At 72.5% G+C, this 13,830-nt stretch carries 14 protein-coding genes; 4 read left to right on the plus strand and 10 right to left on the minus strand.

Features of this window, described 5'->3' with window-relative positions; translation table 11 throughout:
- Positions 1-235: 235 nt before the first annotated feature.
- Both ACFY04_RS15335 and ACFY04_RS15340 read right to left on the minus strand, forming a co-directional pair.
- Positions 236-964, minus strand: a complete 729-nt coding sequence (locus ACFY04_RS15335; protein WP_389116991.1) for a helical backbone metal receptor — start codon at positions 962-964, stop codon at positions 236-238.
- Positions 961-1,575 carry a helix-turn-helix domain-containing protein gene (locus tag ACFY04_RS15340; protein WP_266392670.1) on the minus strand — a complete coding sequence of 205 codons (615 nt, stop codon included), beginning with the start codon at positions 1,573-1,575 and terminating at the stop codon, positions 961-963. Before ACFY04_RS15340 ends, ACFY04_RS15335 begins: the two co-directional genes overlap by 4 nt.
- Positions 1,576-1,810: 235 nt before the next feature.
- On the opposite strand from ACFY04_RS15340, the gene ACFY04_RS15345 reads away from it, so the two are divergent.
- The 4 genes from ACFY04_RS15345 (at position 1,811) to ACFY04_RS15360 (ending at position 6,283) form a co-directional block, all read left to right on the plus strand.
- The gene (locus ACFY04_RS15345; protein ID WP_314249716.1) at positions 1,811-2,716 is read left to right on the plus strand and encodes a 5'-3' exonuclease; all 906 of its coding nucleotides are present in this window, start codon (positions 1,811-1,813) and stop codon (positions 2,714-2,716) included.
- Between the two features lie 48 nt (positions 2,717-2,764).
- Complete coding sequence (locus ACFY04_RS15350; RefSeq protein ID WP_389116899.1) at positions 2,765-3,604, plus strand: siderophore-interacting protein; 840 nt, start codon at positions 2,765-2,767, stop codon at positions 3,602-3,604.
- A gap of 131 nt (positions 3,605-3,735) precedes the next feature.
- Entirely contained in the window at positions 3,736-5,292 is a 1,557-nt protein-coding gene (locus ACFY04_RS15355; protein ID WP_389116901.1) for a serine hydrolase, read from the plus strand.
- 19 nt (positions 5,293-5,311) lie between these two features.
- Complete coding sequence (locus tag ACFY04_RS15360) at positions 5,312-6,283, plus strand: RluA family pseudouridine synthase (RefSeq protein WP_389116903.1); 972 nt, start codon at positions 5,312-5,314, stop codon at positions 6,281-6,283.
- Here ACFY04_RS15360 and ACFY04_RS15365 read toward each other — a convergent pair.
- From ACFY04_RS15365 to ACFY04_RS15400, 8 genes are all read right to left on the minus strand, one after another.
- Entirely contained in the window at positions 6,280-6,936 is a 657-nt protein-coding gene (locus ACFY04_RS15365; RefSeq protein ID WP_389116904.1) for a helix-turn-helix domain-containing protein, read from the minus strand. The two genes, ACFY04_RS15360 and ACFY04_RS15365, sit on opposite strands and share 4 nt — an antisense overlap.
- A gap of 91 nt (positions 6,937-7,027) precedes the next feature.
- Complete coding sequence (locus ACFY04_RS15370; RefSeq protein WP_389116905.1) at positions 7,028-9,868, minus strand: DEAD/DEAH box helicase; 2,841 nt, start codon at positions 9,866-9,868, stop codon at positions 7,028-7,030.
- Positions 9,869-9,914: 46 nt separating this feature from the next.
- On the minus strand, positions 9,915-10,814 hold the full coding sequence (locus ACFY04_RS15375) for a diacylglycerol kinase (RefSeq protein WP_389116908.1): 900 nt from the start codon (positions 10,812-10,814) through the stop codon (positions 9,915-9,917).
- Between the two features lie 81 nt (positions 10,815-10,895).
- The gene (gene tatC, locus ACFY04_RS15380) at positions 10,896-11,861 is read right to left on the minus strand and encodes a twin-arginine translocase subunit TatC (RefSeq protein WP_389116909.1); all 966 of its coding nucleotides are present in this window, start codon (positions 11,859-11,861) and stop codon (positions 10,896-10,898) included.
- A 47-nt stretch (positions 11,862-11,908) separates the two neighbouring features.
- Entirely contained in the window at positions 11,909-12,199 is a 291-nt protein-coding gene (gene tatA, locus ACFY04_RS15385; protein ID WP_314249451.1) for a Sec-independent protein translocase subunit TatA, read from the minus strand.
- Positions 12,200-12,368: 169 nt separating this feature from the next.
- Positions 12,369-12,569 (minus strand): hypothetical protein, encoded by a 201-nt coding sequence (locus ACFY04_RS15390; protein ID WP_389116911.1) that lies wholly within the window; start codon positions 12,567-12,569, stop codon positions 12,369-12,371.
- Between the two features lie 26 nt (positions 12,570-12,595).
- Positions 12,596-12,823, minus strand: coding sequence for a hypothetical protein (locus ACFY04_RS15395; protein ID WP_266598426.1), 228 nt, complete (start codon positions 12,821-12,823; stop codon positions 12,596-12,598).
- 14 nt (positions 12,824-12,837) lie between these two features.
- Complete coding sequence (locus ACFY04_RS15400) at positions 12,838-13,806, minus strand: YafY family protein (protein WP_301372211.1); 969 nt, start codon at positions 13,804-13,806, stop codon at positions 12,838-12,840.
- Positions 13,807-13,830: the final 24 nt, after the last annotated feature.

Consider the following 13,830-nt stretch of genomic DNA (forward strand, 5'->3'; position numbering starts at 1 on the left):
CCCACGCGCCGGGGCGGCTTCGGGGCACTCTCGGAGCACGCCGTGGGGCGGGGACACGGCGGAGTGTCCCCGCAGGACGAGCGCGCACCACCGGGCACAACCGAGACATGCCGCACCGCGCGAGCCGAGGAGACACTCCGGCGGGGCACCGCCCCACACCACCCAGCCCCGCCGGCGATTGAGGCGCGGGGCCCGGGGCAGAGCCCCGGCACCACCGAGCGGCCGGAGCCGAGCGCTACAGCGCCGCGCGCAGGGCCTGCGACAGCACCGCCGGGGCCTCGGCCAGCGAGGGCCCGTACCAGGTCAGGTGCCGGCCGCCGACCAGGGCGGCGGGCAGGCCCGGGAAGGCCTCCGGGCCGTCCTCGGCCGTGAAGCGGTACGGCTCGTCCGGGAGCACCACCAGGTCGCAGCCGGCCGCCGCGAGTTCCTCCACCGGCACCCGCGGATACCGCTCCGGGTGTCCGGCGTAGACGTTGCGGACCCCGAGCCGCGCCAGCAGGTCCCCGGCGAAGGTGTCCCGGCCCAGCACCATCCACGGCCGCCGCCAGATCGGCACGAAGGCGGTGCGCGTGCCGGCCGGCTCCAACCCGGCCCACGCACGCTCCGCGTCCGCCAGCCACCCCGGTCTCGTCAGCCCCAGCGCCCCCACCAGCACCCGGTCCAGCTCCCGCAGCGCCTGCGGCAGGTCCCGGACCTCGGTGACGAGCACCTCCACGCCGGCCGCGCGCAGCGCCGCCAGGTCGGGGGCCCGGTTCTCCTCCTCGTTGGCGATCACCAGGTCCGGCCGGAGCTCGGCGATCCGCCGTACGTCGGGGTTCTTCGTCCCCCCGATCCGCACCGCGTCGCCGAGGTCCCCGGGGTGCGTGCACCAGTCGGTGACCCCGACCAGCAGCCCCGGCGCGCTCACGGCCACCGCCTCGGTCAGCGAGGGCACCAGCGAGACGACCCGCCGCACGCCGCTCAGTGTCCCGGCGACGGGGGCTCGGAGGTCGCGTGGATGTGCTCGCCCACCGCGACGACCAGGATCCGGGTGTCCTCGGTGACGGCCCGCCAGCGGTGCCGCACGCCACCGGACAGGAACAGCGCGTCCCCGCTCTCCAGCCGGTACGCCCGCCCCTCCGCCTCGACCTGGCAGGCACCCTCGACCACGTACATCAGTTCGTCGTTGCGGTGCTGGTACTCGCGTCCGGCGTCCTGGTCCCCGGTGAACTCCATCGCGTGCAGCTGGTGGTGCCCGCGCACCAGGGGCCGTACGCCCGGGAACGGGGTGAGCCCGGAGGCGTCACCGGCCCGTACGAGGTTCACCGTGCGCGCGGTGTCGGAGGCGGCCAGCAGCTCGACGGCCGTGGTCTCGAGCGCGTCCGCGACCCGCTCCAGGGAGCGCATGCTGGGCCGGGCCCGTTCGTTCTCTATCTGACTCAGGAAGGGCACCGACAGGCCGCTGCGCGCCGACACGGCGGCCAGCGTGAGATGGAGTGCGCGGCGCCGCTTGCGCACGGCCACGCCCACCCGGAGCGGCTCCTTGCCGTCCTTGTCCTTGCTCTTGTCGTCCCTGTCGTTCAGCTTGCCGTCCATGCCATCGCTGCCGTCGGTGCCGTCCCTGTCGTTCATGTCGGGGCTGCCCTCCCCATGTCTGTCGCACATCGGTGTGCTGTAAGCACCTTACGCAGCAACCGCCTCCGGTTTCGCGTGCACGGCTCTTCCCGTACTCATGCGCTCACTGTCCGTCGCGGCGCGGGGTGTCCGGGCGGCCCGGACACCCGCCGGGGTGCGTTGCGGCATCATCGACTCCGTGACGACACGACGCCTGATGCTCCTGGACACCGCCTCCCTCTACTACCGCGCCTACTTCGGTGTGCCGGACTCGGTGAAGGCCCCCGACGGCACCCCGGTCAACGCCGTGCGCGGGCTGCTCGACTTCATCGGCCGGCTCGTCCAGGACCACCGGCCGGACGATCTGGTGGCGTGTATGGACGCCGACTGGCGGCCGCACTGGCGGGTGGAGCTCATCCCCTCCTACAAGGCGCACCGGGTGGCCGAGGAGACCGAGACCGGCCCCGACGTGGAGGAGACCCCGGACACGCTCGCCCCGCAGGTCCCGATCATCGAGGCGGCGCTGGACGCCTTCGGCATCGCCCGGGTCGGGGTCGCCGGGTACGAGGCGGACGACGTGATCGGCACGCTCACCGCCCGCGCGAGCGGCCCCGTGGACATCGTCACCGGCGACCGGGACCTGTACCAGCTGGTGGACGACGCCCGGCAGCGGCGGGTGCTGTACCCGCTCAAGGGCGTGGGCACCCTGCAGGTGACCGACGAGGCGTGGCTCCGCGAGAAGTACGGGGTGGACGGCCCCGGTTACGCGGATCTGGCGCTGCTGCGCGGCGACCCGAGCGACGGCCTGCCGGGCGTCCCCGGCATCGGCGAGAAGACGGCCGCCAAACTCCTGGACGCCTACGGCACCCTGGCCGGGATCATCGCGGCGGTCGACGACCCGAAGTCGAAGCTGACCCCGACCCAGCGCAAGCGGCTGGACGAGTCCCGGCCCTACCTGGCGGTGGCACCGAAGGTGGTCAAGGTGGCCTCGGACGTGCCGCTTCCTGCGTTCGACCCGACCCGTCCGACGGCCCCGGCGCAGCCCGAACTGGTGGATGCGCTAGCCCATCGGTGGGGGCTGGGTGGCGCAGTCGCTCGCCTGAGCAGTGCGCTGCGCCCATGAGGTGATAACTTAGGTAAGGCTAAGTTTCATGGAGTCAGGGGAGTCACCGTGGCAGAAGGACGCGCCCGCACCGTCGGCACCGCCGTCGTCGTACGCACCGAGCGGCTGTCGCCGCACATGGTGCGGCTCGTGCTGGGCGGTGAGGGCCTCCGGGAGTTCGGCGCGGGCGAGTACACCGACCAGTACGTCAAGCTGCTGTTCGCCCCGGCGGGCGTCAGCTACCCCGCGCCGTGGGACCTGGACCGGATCCGCGCGGACTTCCCCCGCGCGCAGTGGCCGCGCCAGCGCGCGTACACCGTACGGAGCTGGGACCCCGCGCACCTGGAGCTGACCCTCGACTTCGTGGTCCATGGCGACGAGGGCCTGGCCGGCCCCTGGGCGGCACGGGTGCAGCCGGGCGAGCTCGTACGCTTCCTCGGCCCGGGCGGCGCCTACGCCCCGGACCCGGCGGCGGGCTGGCACCTCCTGGTGGGCGACGAGAGCGCCCTGCCGGCGATCGCCGCCGCGATGGAGCGGATGCCGGCGGGCGCCCAGGTCCACGCCCTCGTCGAGATCGACGGCCCGGCCGGCGAGCTGAAGATCGCCACCCCGGACGGCATCGTCCCGATCTGGCTGCACCGCGGCGACCGCCCGGTGGGCGAGGCTCTGGTGGAGGCCGTCACCGCCATGGAGTTCCCGTCCACGGACGTCCACGCCTTCGTCCACGGCGAGGCCGGCTTCGTCAAGGACCTGCGCCGCCACCTCCGCATGGAGCGCGGTGTCCCGCGCGAGCGCCTGTCGATCTCGGGCTACTGGCGCCTGGGCGAGACGGACGAGGGCTGGCGCGCGATCAAGCGCGACTGGAACGCCTCGGTCGAGGCCGAACAGGAACACCGCGCGGCCGCGTAAAGGTTTCGCCCCGACCCGCCCACCCCCGACGCCCCACTCAGCCCCGCCGGCGTTTGAGGCGCGGGGGTCCGGGGCAGCGCCCCCGGCAACGGCGACGCGCGCCGCGCGGCCCCCGGCAGGACAATGACCCCATGCGTACCCGCCAGGCGCTCGGGGCAGCAGGGGCCGCGGTCCTCCTGACCGCGACGGCCGGCATCACGGCCATGGGCACAGCCACGGCCGCGCCCAGCCCGCCCCCCGCCCCGAAACCCCAGATCACGGACGCCGCCGTCGACAAGGCCGTCGCCCGCCTCGACCGCACCGTCGAGGACATGATGCGCCGCACCGGGGTCCCCGGCGTGTCCGTGGCCGTGGTCCACGACGACAAGGTCGTCCACATCAAGGGCTACGGGCTCCGCAGGACCGGCGAGAGCGCCGAGGTCGGCCCCGACACCGTCTTCCAGATCGCCTCGCTGTCCAAGCCCGTCTCCTCCACGGTCGTGGCCGGCACCCTCACCGACCCCCAGGAGTGGGACGCCCGCACCGTCCTGCCCGGGTTCTCCCTGAAGGACCCCTGGGTCACCGGCCACGTCACCACCGCCGACCTGTTCTCCCACCGCAGCGGCCTCCCCGACCACGCCGGCGACCTCCTCGAAGACCTCGGCTACGACCAGGCGTACATCCTGGACCACTTGCGCCTGGAGCCCCTCGGCCCGTTCCGGGCGAGCTACGCCTACACCAACTTCGGGTTCACCGCGGCCGCCGAGGCCGTCGCCCGCGCCAAGGGCACCAGCTGGCAGAAGCTCAGCGCCGACACCCTCTTCAAGCCCGCCGGCATGACCCGTACGAGCACCGAGTTCTCCGCCTTCGTCAACTCCCCCGACCACGCCGCCACCCACGTCAGGAATGCCGACGGCACCTGGAGCCCGCGCTTCGTCCGCGACCCGGACGCCCAGGCCCCGGCCGGCGGTGTCAGCTCCACCGCCACCGACATGGCCCGCTGGCTGCGGCTGCAACTGGCCGGCGGCACCCTCGACGGGAAGCGGATCATCCCCGCCGACACCCTCGCCCGGACCCATGTCCCCGCGATCGTGTCGCAGCCGGCCAACGCCGTCGGCACCACCAGCTTCTACGGCCTCGGCTGGAACGTCAGCTACGACAGCGCCGGCCGCGTGCGCCTGAGCCACTCCGGCGCCTTCGAACTCGGCGCCAACACCAACGTCACCATGCTCCCGCTGGAGCAGCTCGGCATCGTCGTCCTGACCAACGGCGCCCCGGTCGGCCTGCCCGACGCCGTGGCCCTGGACTTCTTCGACTACGCCGAGCACGGCAAGGTCTCCACCGACTGGCTCGCCCTGGCCGCCTCCGCCTACGCCGCGGCTCTCGAACCCCCGGGCGGGTCGACCACCGACTACGCCCACCCGCCCTCCGGAGCGCAGCCGGCCCGGGACAGCGCCGCGTACACCGGAACCTACGACAACCCCTACTACGGCAAGGCCACCGTGACCGCCGACGACAACGGCGCGCTCACCCTCGCCCTCGGCCCGGGGCCCCTGCGCTTCCCGCTGACCCACTACGACGGGGACACCTTCAGCTTCATGACCGCGGGTGAGAACGCGGTCGGCCGCACCGGGGTGATCTTCGCCGACGGCACCCTGCGCATCGAATACCTCGACGCCGACCACCTGGGCACTTTCACCCAGCAGTAGCCGCATAGCCTGTTCCCCGATGAGACGCAGAGCCCAGCCACCCCCCTCGCCCCTCCCCCAGCGCGCCGGCATCGACCCGGTCCGGCTGCGGCTCCCGCCCGACCCGGACGGGGCATGGCCGGATCTCGGCGACTACCTCGCGGCGCGCTACGCCGGCACCCGCGGCGCCGACTCGGTCGCCCGCCTGCTGGCCGCAGGCCGGGTGCTGGGCCCCGGCGGGCGGGTCCTGCGCGCGGAGGACCCGTACGAGCCGGGCGCCTACCTGTGGTTCCACCGGGGCATGGAGCCGGAGCCGCGGGTGCCCTTCCCGATCTCCGTCGTCCACCGGGACGCGCACCTGCTGGTCGTGGACAAGCCGCACTTCCTGGCCACCACCCCGCGCGGCTCCCACATCACCGAGACCGCCCTGGCCCGGCTCCGCGAGGAGCTGGACCTGCCCGGCCTGAGCCCCGCGCACCGGCTGGACCGGCTGACGGCGGGACTGGTGATGTTCAGCGTCCGGCCCGAGGACCGCGGCGCCTACCAGCTGCTCTTCCAGCGGCGCGAGGTGCACAAGGAGTACGAGGCCCTCGCACCGCACGATCCGGAACTCGCCCGCACCCTCCCGCGCACGGTCCGCAGCCGGATCGAGAAGGCCCGCGGGGTCATCGCGGCGGTCGAGGTGCCCGGCGGCGAGCCCAATGCCGAGAGCCTGGTCGCATGCGTCGAGGCCCGGGGCGGGCTGGCCCGTTACCGGCTGACCCCGCGCACCGGCCGCACCCACCAGCTGCGGGTCCACATGAACAGCCTGGGTCTGCCCATCCTCGGCGACCCGGTGTACCCGCAGGTCACCGACCCGGCCCCGGACGACTACCGCAGGCCGCTGCAACTCCTGGCCCGGGTACTGGCGTTCGCCGACCCGGTGACCGGCCGCGGGCACCGCTTCGAGAGCGGCCGCACCCTCCAGGCCTGGGACGACCGCGCGGGCTGGGAGGCCGGATCCGTCGGCTAGCCGGGCGGGCCGACGCCCGCGATCCTCAGCGCCGCGTCCGCTGTGGCCTCCGCGAAGGCCGTCGCCGGCCGCGCCGGATCCGTGCGGTGGATCAGCATGACGCCCTCGATGAGCCCGAAGACGAGGTCGCCACGGAGCGTCAGCCCCGCCTTGTCCCCAGCCAGTTCGGCGCCGACGCGGGTCCCGGCGAGCAACACCCGGTAGGCGTCCTTGAGTTCCCCGCGCATCCGGCGGAACCGCGTGAAGCGCGAACCGCCCAGCTCGGGCAGCAGGTAGAGCGCCCCCAGGCGGTACGGCCCGCCGCACAGCAGCAGTACGTCGGAGCGGCACAGCTCCCACAGCCGCCGCGCGGCGCACCGCCCGTCGTCCGCGAGCAGCTGCCGGGCCAGCACCAGCGAGGGTGCGACCGTGGACTCCAGCAGTTCGGCGAGGAGTTCCTCCTTGCCACCGAAGTAGTGGTACATCGTGGCCTGGCGCATCCCGGCCCGTTCGGCGACGGCCCGCGTGGTGGTCGCCGCGTATCCCTGGTCGGTGAACAACTCGGCCGCCGCGCAGAGGAGTTCCTCGCGCGGCGGCCGGCCGCTCTCCGGTCTCAGCCGGTCGGCACGTGGCCGACCGACCCGTCTCGGACCATCGTCCGCTCCCCCACTCATGGAATCGATCGTCGCACAGAGCACGACGATTCGATCATGGCAAGAGATCAGATCAAGCCATCCCCACTCTCGGAGGAAGCCCCAAAACCGCCTAGCCGACCGAGCTGTAGGCCACTACACCCCGAAGCAGCGCGTCCACGGCCTTGCGGGCATTGCGCGCCACCGTGCTCCCGCTGTCACCGGAGGCCGCCGGAGCCGCCGCCGCGACCTGCCCGAGCACGTCGATGACCTGCTTGCACCAGCGCACGAAGTCACCGGCCGGCATCTCCGCCTCGCGCAGCACCTCGTCCAGGCTCTTGTCGGAGGCCCACTGGTACGCCGCCCACGCGAAGCCGAGGTCCGGCTCGCGCTGGCCCACGCCCTCCGCCTGGTTGATGCGGTGCTCCTCCTCCAGCGCGTCGAGGCGGCCCCAGATCCGGACCATCTCGCCCAGCGCCTCCTTCGCCGCGCCGCCGGGCACCTTCGGCGCGACCGCGTCGTCGGACTGCCGCGCCTCGAAGACCAACGCCGAGACGCAGGCGGCCAGTTCGGCCGGGCTCAGGCCCTCCCACACGCGGGCACGCAGGCATTCGGAGGCCAGCAGGTCCAGCTCCCCGTACAGCCGGGCGAGCCGCTTGCCGTGCACGGTGACCTCGTCCTCGCGCAGGTAGTCCAGCTCGGTCAGCAGCGCGTGGATCCGGTCGAAGGTGCGGGCGATGGTGTTCGTCCGGCCCTCGATCCGCCGCTCCAGCTGCTGGGTGTCCCGCTTGAGCCGGTAATAGCGCTCCGCCCAGCGGGCGTGGTCCTCGCGCTCGTCGCAGCCGTGGCAGGGATGCGCCCGCAGCTCACTGCGCAGCCGGGCGATCTCACGGTCGTCGGCGGCCGCGGCCCGGCCGTGGGAGCGCCGCTCCGGCGTGATGTGCCCGGCCTTGGTCCGCAGCTGGGACGCCAGGTCCCGGCGGGACTGCGGCGAGCGCGCGTTGAAGGTCTTGGGGATCCGCATCCGGTCGAGCGCCTCGACCGGGACCGGGAAGTCGATCGCGGCGAGCCGCTTGACCTGCCGCTCGGCGGTGAGCACCAGCGGGCGCGGGCCCTCGGCGTACTCGTGCCCGCGGTGCCCGTTGACCCGCCCGGCCGGCACGCCCGGGTCCAGGACCAGCGCGAGCCCGGCGAACTTGCCCGTCGGCACATGGATGATGTCGCCCGGCTTGAGCTTCTCCAGCGAACTCGCCGCCTGCACCCGGCGCTGCGCCGCGCCCTGCTTGGCCAGGTCCGTCTCGCGGTCCTTGAGGTCACGGCGCAGCTGCGCGTACTCCTCGAAGTTCCCCAGGTGGCAGGTCATGCCCTCCTGGTAGCCCTCCAGGCCCTCCTCGTTGCGCTGGACCTGCCGGGAGATCCCGACGACCGAGCGGTCGGCCTGGAACTGCGCGAAGGAGGTCTCCAGGAGCTCGCGCGAGCGGTGCCGCCCGAACTGGCTGACCAGGTTCACGGCCATGTTGTACGAGGGCTTGAAGCTGGAACGCAGCGGATACGTACGGGTACCCGCGAGCCCGGCGAGCCCCGCCGGGTCCATGCCGCGCTGCCAGAGCACCACCGCGTGGCCCTCGACGTCGATGCCGCGCCGGCCGGCCCGGCCGGTCAGCTGCGTGTACTCGCCGGGGGTGATGTCGGCGTGCTGCTCGCCGTTCCACTTGACCAGCTTCTCCAGGATCACCGTGCGCGCGGGCATGTTGATGCCCAGCGCCAGGGTCTCCGTGGCGAAGACGGCCTTCACCAGGCCGCGTACGAAGAGCTCCTCCACGACCTCCTTGAAGGTGGGCAGCATGCCCGCGTGGTGCGCGGCGATGCCCCGCTCCAGCCCTTCGAGCCACTCGTAGTACCCCAGGACGTGCAGGTCCTCGGTGGGGATGGAGGCGGTCCGCGCCTCGACGAGCTCGCGGACCCTGAGCCGCGCGGACTCGTCGTTGAGCCGCAGGCCCGCGTACAGGCACTGCTGGACGGCGGCCTCGCAGCCGGCCCGGCTGAAGATGAAGTTGATGGCGGGCAGCAGCCCGTCGTTGTCGAGGCGGGCGATGACCTCGGGGCGCGACGGGGTCCAGATCCGGCCGCGGGAGCGCCGCTCGCGCTCGCGGTCGGCCTCGCGGACCATCTTGCCGCGCCGCCGGTCCTTCGGACTGTAGGTGCGGCTGTTCTCCTCGCGCGCCATGCGCAGCAGATCGGGATTGACCTCCCGGCGCGCGGAGCCGCGGCCGCCGTGGTCGGACTCCTCCTCGAAGAGGTCGTAGATCCGGCGGCCGGCCATGACGTGCTGCCACAGCGGTACGGGCCGCTCCTCGGAGACGATCACCTCGGTGTCCCCGCGCACGGTGTCCAGCCAGTCGCCGAACTCCTCGGCGTTGGACACGGTGGCCGACAGGGAGACCAGGGTCACCGACTCGGGGAGGTGGATGATCACTTCCTCCCAGACGGCCCCGCGGAACCGGTCGGAGAGGTAGTGGACCTCGTCCATCACGACGTAGCCGAGGCCGAGCAGCGACCGCGAGCCCGCGTACAGCATGTTGCGGAGCACCTCGGTGGTCATCACGACCACCGGCGCCTCGGAGTTGACGCTGTTGTCACCCGTCAGCAGGCCCACCTTGTCGGCACCGTAGCGCTTGACGAGGTCGGCGTACTTCTGGTTCGACAGCGCCTTGATCGGCGTCGTGTAGAAGCACTTGCGGCCCTGCTGGAGGGCCAGGTGCACGGCGAACTCGCCGACGATGGTCTTGCCCGAGCCGGTCGGGGCGGCGACGAGGACGCCTTTGCCGGCCTCCAGCGCCTTGCAGGCCTCGACCTGATACGGGTCCAGATCGAATTCGTACATCTCGCGGAAGGGGGCCAGGGCAGAGGCCTCTTCGGCGGCGCGGATCCGGGCAGCGGCGTACCGCTCGGCGGGTGAGAGTTCTTCGGTCATCTTGCTGTCGAGCCTACCCGCCACCTCCGACAACAGTCGCGATCATTTAAGTGAGCAGCCGGACCGCCCGGGGAACGCATTCCGCGGTCACCGGCAGCACCCCCAGCGGCTCGCCGTCCGCGTACGCGCCCAGGCCCGCCGCCTCCAGGGTGATCTTCCTGGCCCGGTGGACGGTCACCTTCGGATGGCCGAGGTGGCGGCCCTTGTAGACCTGCGGGAACACCTTGAGCAGGGTGGCCCGGCTGCAGTCGCCGACCACCGTGACGTCGAAGAGTCCGTCGTCGGGGACGGCGTCCGCACAGATGCGCATGCCCCCGCCGTAGGAGGACCCGTTGCCGACGGCCACCAGCGTGGCCTCGGTCTCGATCACCGGCCCGTCGTCCAGGGTGATCCGGTACGGGAACGGCCGGAAGGCGGCCAGCTCCGCGATCATCGCCAGGTCGTACTTGAACCGGCCGACCGGCAGCCGTATGCGGTTGCCCCGGTCGTTGACCCGCGAGTCGAAGCCGGAGCACAGCACCGTCCCGAACCACTTCTCGTAGTCGGCGCCGGCCACCCGGCCCAGGTCGATCTCCCGGATCCGGCTCTCCTTGAGGGCTTCGGCGGCCATTCGTCCGGCCCGCTCCGGATCCCGTACGGGCAGCCCCGTCGCGCGCGCGAAATCGTTGCCGGTGCCCACCGCGACCACCCCGAGCGGCACCGGCGTCCCCGCCAGGGCCTGGAGCGCCAGGGAGACCATCCCGTCGCCCCCCACGGCCACCACCGCGCCGGTGCCCTCACGGACGGCGGTGGTCAGCCGGGCCAGGGCGTCCGGCGCGTCGGCGCCCACGACGGTCCGTACGGAGAAGCCGGCCGCCCGGACAGCCGAAGCGGCCGGCTGCGCGGCGTGCGCGCCCCGGCCGCGTCCGGCTGTGGGATTGACGAAGAGGGTGACCTCGTAACTCATCCACGGGAATGTACCGGAGCCCGTTTCCGGCCCCCGGCCGCCCCCGGGGACACCTCCCGGAGACGGCCGGGGGCGTACCCGTCAGGTGGCGTCGTCGTAACCGTTGATCCGCTGGCGTCCGCCGTCGGCCTGTTCGGGCAGCGCCGCGGGAGCCGGGACGGATTCCAGCCCGCCGATCGGCGCCGGGGTGAGGTCCAGCTCGGAGGCCTCGTCGTCGCTCAGATCCGCGTCGGGGTCGTTGCGCCTGCGCCTGCGGTCGTTGAGGAGACAGAGGCCGAGGGCGGCGAAGTAGAGGGCCACGATGGGCACGGCCAGCGCCAGCATCGTCGGCGGGTCACCGGTGGGGGTCGCGAAGGCGGCGAAGATCGTGATGCCGAGGACCATGCCCCGCCACCAGCTCGCCAGCCGCTTGCCGGTGAGCACACCGGTGAAGTTCAGCAGGATCAGCAGCAGCGGCAGCTCGAAGGCCAGGCCGAACACGATCACCATGCGGGTGACCAGGTCGAGGTAGTCGTCGACCGGCAGCAGGTTGCGCGCGTGGTCGGGGGTGAACTCGAGCATGATCGTCGCGGTCTGCGGGAGGATCTTGTACGCGATCACCGCGCCGGTCAGGAAGAGGGGCGCGCCGACCGCGACGAAACTCCGCGCGTACTTCTTCTCGTGACTGTGCAGCCCGGGCGCGGCGAACGCCCACAGCTGGTACAGCCACACCGGGGCGGACAGCACCACACCGGCCATCAGCGCGACCTTCAGGGCGATCGAGAACGCCGAGATCAGGCCGTTCACGGTCATGTCGGCGCAGGGGCGGCCGTTGCGCTGGGTCACCACACCGTCGGTACAGCCGACGGAGTCCAGCATCGGCTTCAACAGGAAGTTGATGATGTCCCGGTAGAAGAACGCGGCGACGATCGTGATCACCACGATCGCCAGGACCGACTTCAGCAGGCGGTTTCGAAGCTCACGCAGGTGCTCGACGAGAGGCATGCGCCCTTCGGCGTCCTTCGCCTCTCGTTCTTTCTTCTCCTGCTTGCGGGCAGACTTGAGCAACCCACGTCCCTTGTCTCGTTGCAGATGACTGGCGTGTACGGCGGGTGTCAGCCCTGGGCGGTGCGGTTCGGCTCGCTGACCGGACGCGAGCTGCTGACGTCACCCGGAGCGGCCTGGATGGTACGCGGGGCGACGGGCTGCTGCGCGGACTGGTCCGCGGGCGCGGCGGCGGCGACGTCGTCGCTCTCGCCGTCCTTCTTCATGGCCTTGGCCTCGCTCTTGAGGATGCGGGCCGACTTGCCGAGGGAGCGGGCCATGTCGGGAAGCTTCTTGGCGCCGAACAGCAGGATGATGAGTCCGACGATGACGAGGATTTCCCAACCCCTGAAGTTGCCCATAGGTATCTTCCTTTTTCTCCGAGGTTCACAGCACGCCGGACGGGCGCCCAAGACTTGCTCTACCCAGGATCGTAACCCCAGGGGGTTAACGCCCGGCAATCCCCGGGAGTCCTCCCGCTACCACCCGGGCAGGTTCGCAATGCCCCGGACACACACATTCGTCCCGCAGCTAGCCACGTACGCCGTGTCCGGCCCGGGCCAGGTCGACGGCCGCCCGCTCAAGATCCGCGGAGGCGTCGGTGATCCGGCGGCTGGCCTGCGCCACCTGGGAGGCCAGTCTGCGCACCTCCACGTATACCCGCACCGCGAGCACGGCGAGCACGGCCACTCCGAGGAAGCCCAGGGCAATTGCGAACATCGGCCACAGCATGGGGCGAGCCTAGGCCACCCGCCCGGTCAGACGCTGCGCAGGGTGCTCACGCCACCACCGGTGAGCAGTTCCACGATCCGCTCGCCGGCGGGTTTGCGTACGGCGGCACCACATTCAGGACAGGTGAAGGAATAGAACGTGGTCCGCCGGCTACCGCCGATGGCCAGCCGCAGGGCACCCGCGTCCAGCTCGAAGCGGGCGCGGCAGTCGGGACAGGAAGCCTTGAAGGCGACGGGCCCGGACGTTGGCGACATCGACCCCGCTCCCCTCAGACCTGTTCCCCGTACCCCGCCAGTGCCTCCCGGGCCGCGCTGCGCGCGCTGTCCGCCAGCTCGGCCGGAGCCACGATCCGGCCCTCCCGGCCCAGCCGCAGCGCCAGCCGGCGCAGCGAGGCCGGGTCCGGGCTGCGCAGGGTGATCCGCAGACCGCCCCCGGCCAGCTCCTCCGCGCTGTCGTGCGGGTAGTACTCGGCGACCCAGCGCCCGCCCGGCCCCACCTCGACCACGACCTCCGGGTCCTCGGCGGCCGGCTGGACCAGGCCCTCGGACAGGTCGCGCGGCTCGATGGCGGGCGGCTCGGCCCGCTCGTCCAGCAGCCGGATCTCCGCGACCCGGTCGAGGCGGAAGGTGCGCCGGGCCTCCGAGAGGTGGCACCAGCCCTCCATGTACGTGTGCCCCACCGCGAAGAGCCGGATCGGGTCGACCGTGCGCTCGGTGAGCTCGTCCCGCGCGGGCGAGTAGTAGCGCAGCCACAGCCGCCGGCGCTCCGCGATGGCCCGGTCGACGTCCGCGAAGACCCCGCCCTCGGACTCGAAGGTCACCGACAGTCGTGAGCTGGCCCCGGCCACCTCGCCCGCGGCCGCCTCCAGCTTGGCCGTGGCCCGCAGCAGGGCGTCCCGGTCGCTCTCGCGCAGCCCGGGCAGGGTGGCCACCGCGCGCGCGGCCACCAGCAGCGCGGTCGCCTCGTCGGCGGCCAGCCGCAGCGGCTCGGCGGTGGACTCCCCCGAGGCGTCGGGATTGCGCCACCAGATGCGCTCCCCGTCGGTGTCGATGTCGAGCAGGTCCCCGCCCCGGAAGCTCGTCCCGCACATGGGCAGCACGTCGAGGTCCGAGATCAGCTCGTCCTCGGTGATCCCGAAGGCGCGCGCGACGTCCGCGACGTGCGCCCCGGGGCGCTCGCGCAGGTAGGTCACCAGGGACAGCATCCGGCGGGTCTGGTCGATGGCGTTGGCAGCCATGCTGGTACGTCTCCCCCTCAGGGC

Origin of the sequence: Streptomyces sp. NPDC001549 (assembly GCF_042894025.1) — a bacterium.
Taxonomy (GTDB): domain Bacteria; phylum Actinomycetota; class Actinomycetes; order Streptomycetales; family Streptomycetaceae; genus Streptomyces; species Streptomyces kutzneri.

Coding starts and splice junctions, on each gene's coding strand:
- ACFY04_RS15340 (WP_266392670.1), bottom strand. CDS start 1,575: ATGGACGGCAAGCTGAACGACAGGGACGACAAGAGCAAGGACAAGGAC.
- ACFY04_RS15345 (WP_314249716.1), top strand. CDS start 1,811: ATGCTCCTGGACACCGCCTCCCTCTACTACCGCGCCTACTTCGGTGTG.
- ACFY04_RS15355 (WP_389116901.1), top strand. CDS start 3,736: ATGCGTACCCGCCAGGCGCTCGGGGCAGCAGGGGCCGCGGTCCTCCTG.
- ACFY04_RS15360 (WP_389116903.1), top strand. CDS start 5,312: ATGAGACGCAGAGCCCAGCCACCCCCCTCGCCCCTCCCCCAGCGCGCC.
- ACFY04_RS15365 (WP_389116904.1), bottom strand. CDS start 6,936: ATGAGTGGGGGAGCGGACGATGGTCCGAGACGGGTCGGTCGGCCACGT.
- ACFY04_RS15370 (WP_389116905.1), bottom strand. CDS start 9,868: ATGACCGAAGAACTCTCACCCGCCGAGCGGTACGCCGCTGCCCGGATC.
- ACFY04_RS15375 (WP_389116908.1), bottom strand. CDS start 10,814: ATGAGTTACGAGGTCACCCTCTTCGTCAATCCCACAGCCGGACGCGGC.
- tatA (WP_314249451.1), bottom strand. CDS start 12,199: ATGGGCAACTTCAGGGGTTGGGAAATCCTCGTCATCGTCGGACTCATC.
- ACFY04_RS15390 (WP_389116911.1), bottom strand. CDS start 12,569: ATGCTGTGGCCGATGTTCGCAATTGCCCTGGGCTTCCTCGGAGTGGCC.
- ACFY04_RS15395 (WP_266598426.1), bottom strand. CDS start 12,823: ATGTCGCCAACGTCCGGGCCCGTCGCCTTCAAGGCTTCCTGTCCCGAC.
- ACFY04_RS15400 (WP_301372211.1), bottom strand. CDS start 13,806: ATGGCTGCCAACGCCATCGACCAGACCCGCCGGATGCTGTCCCTGGTG.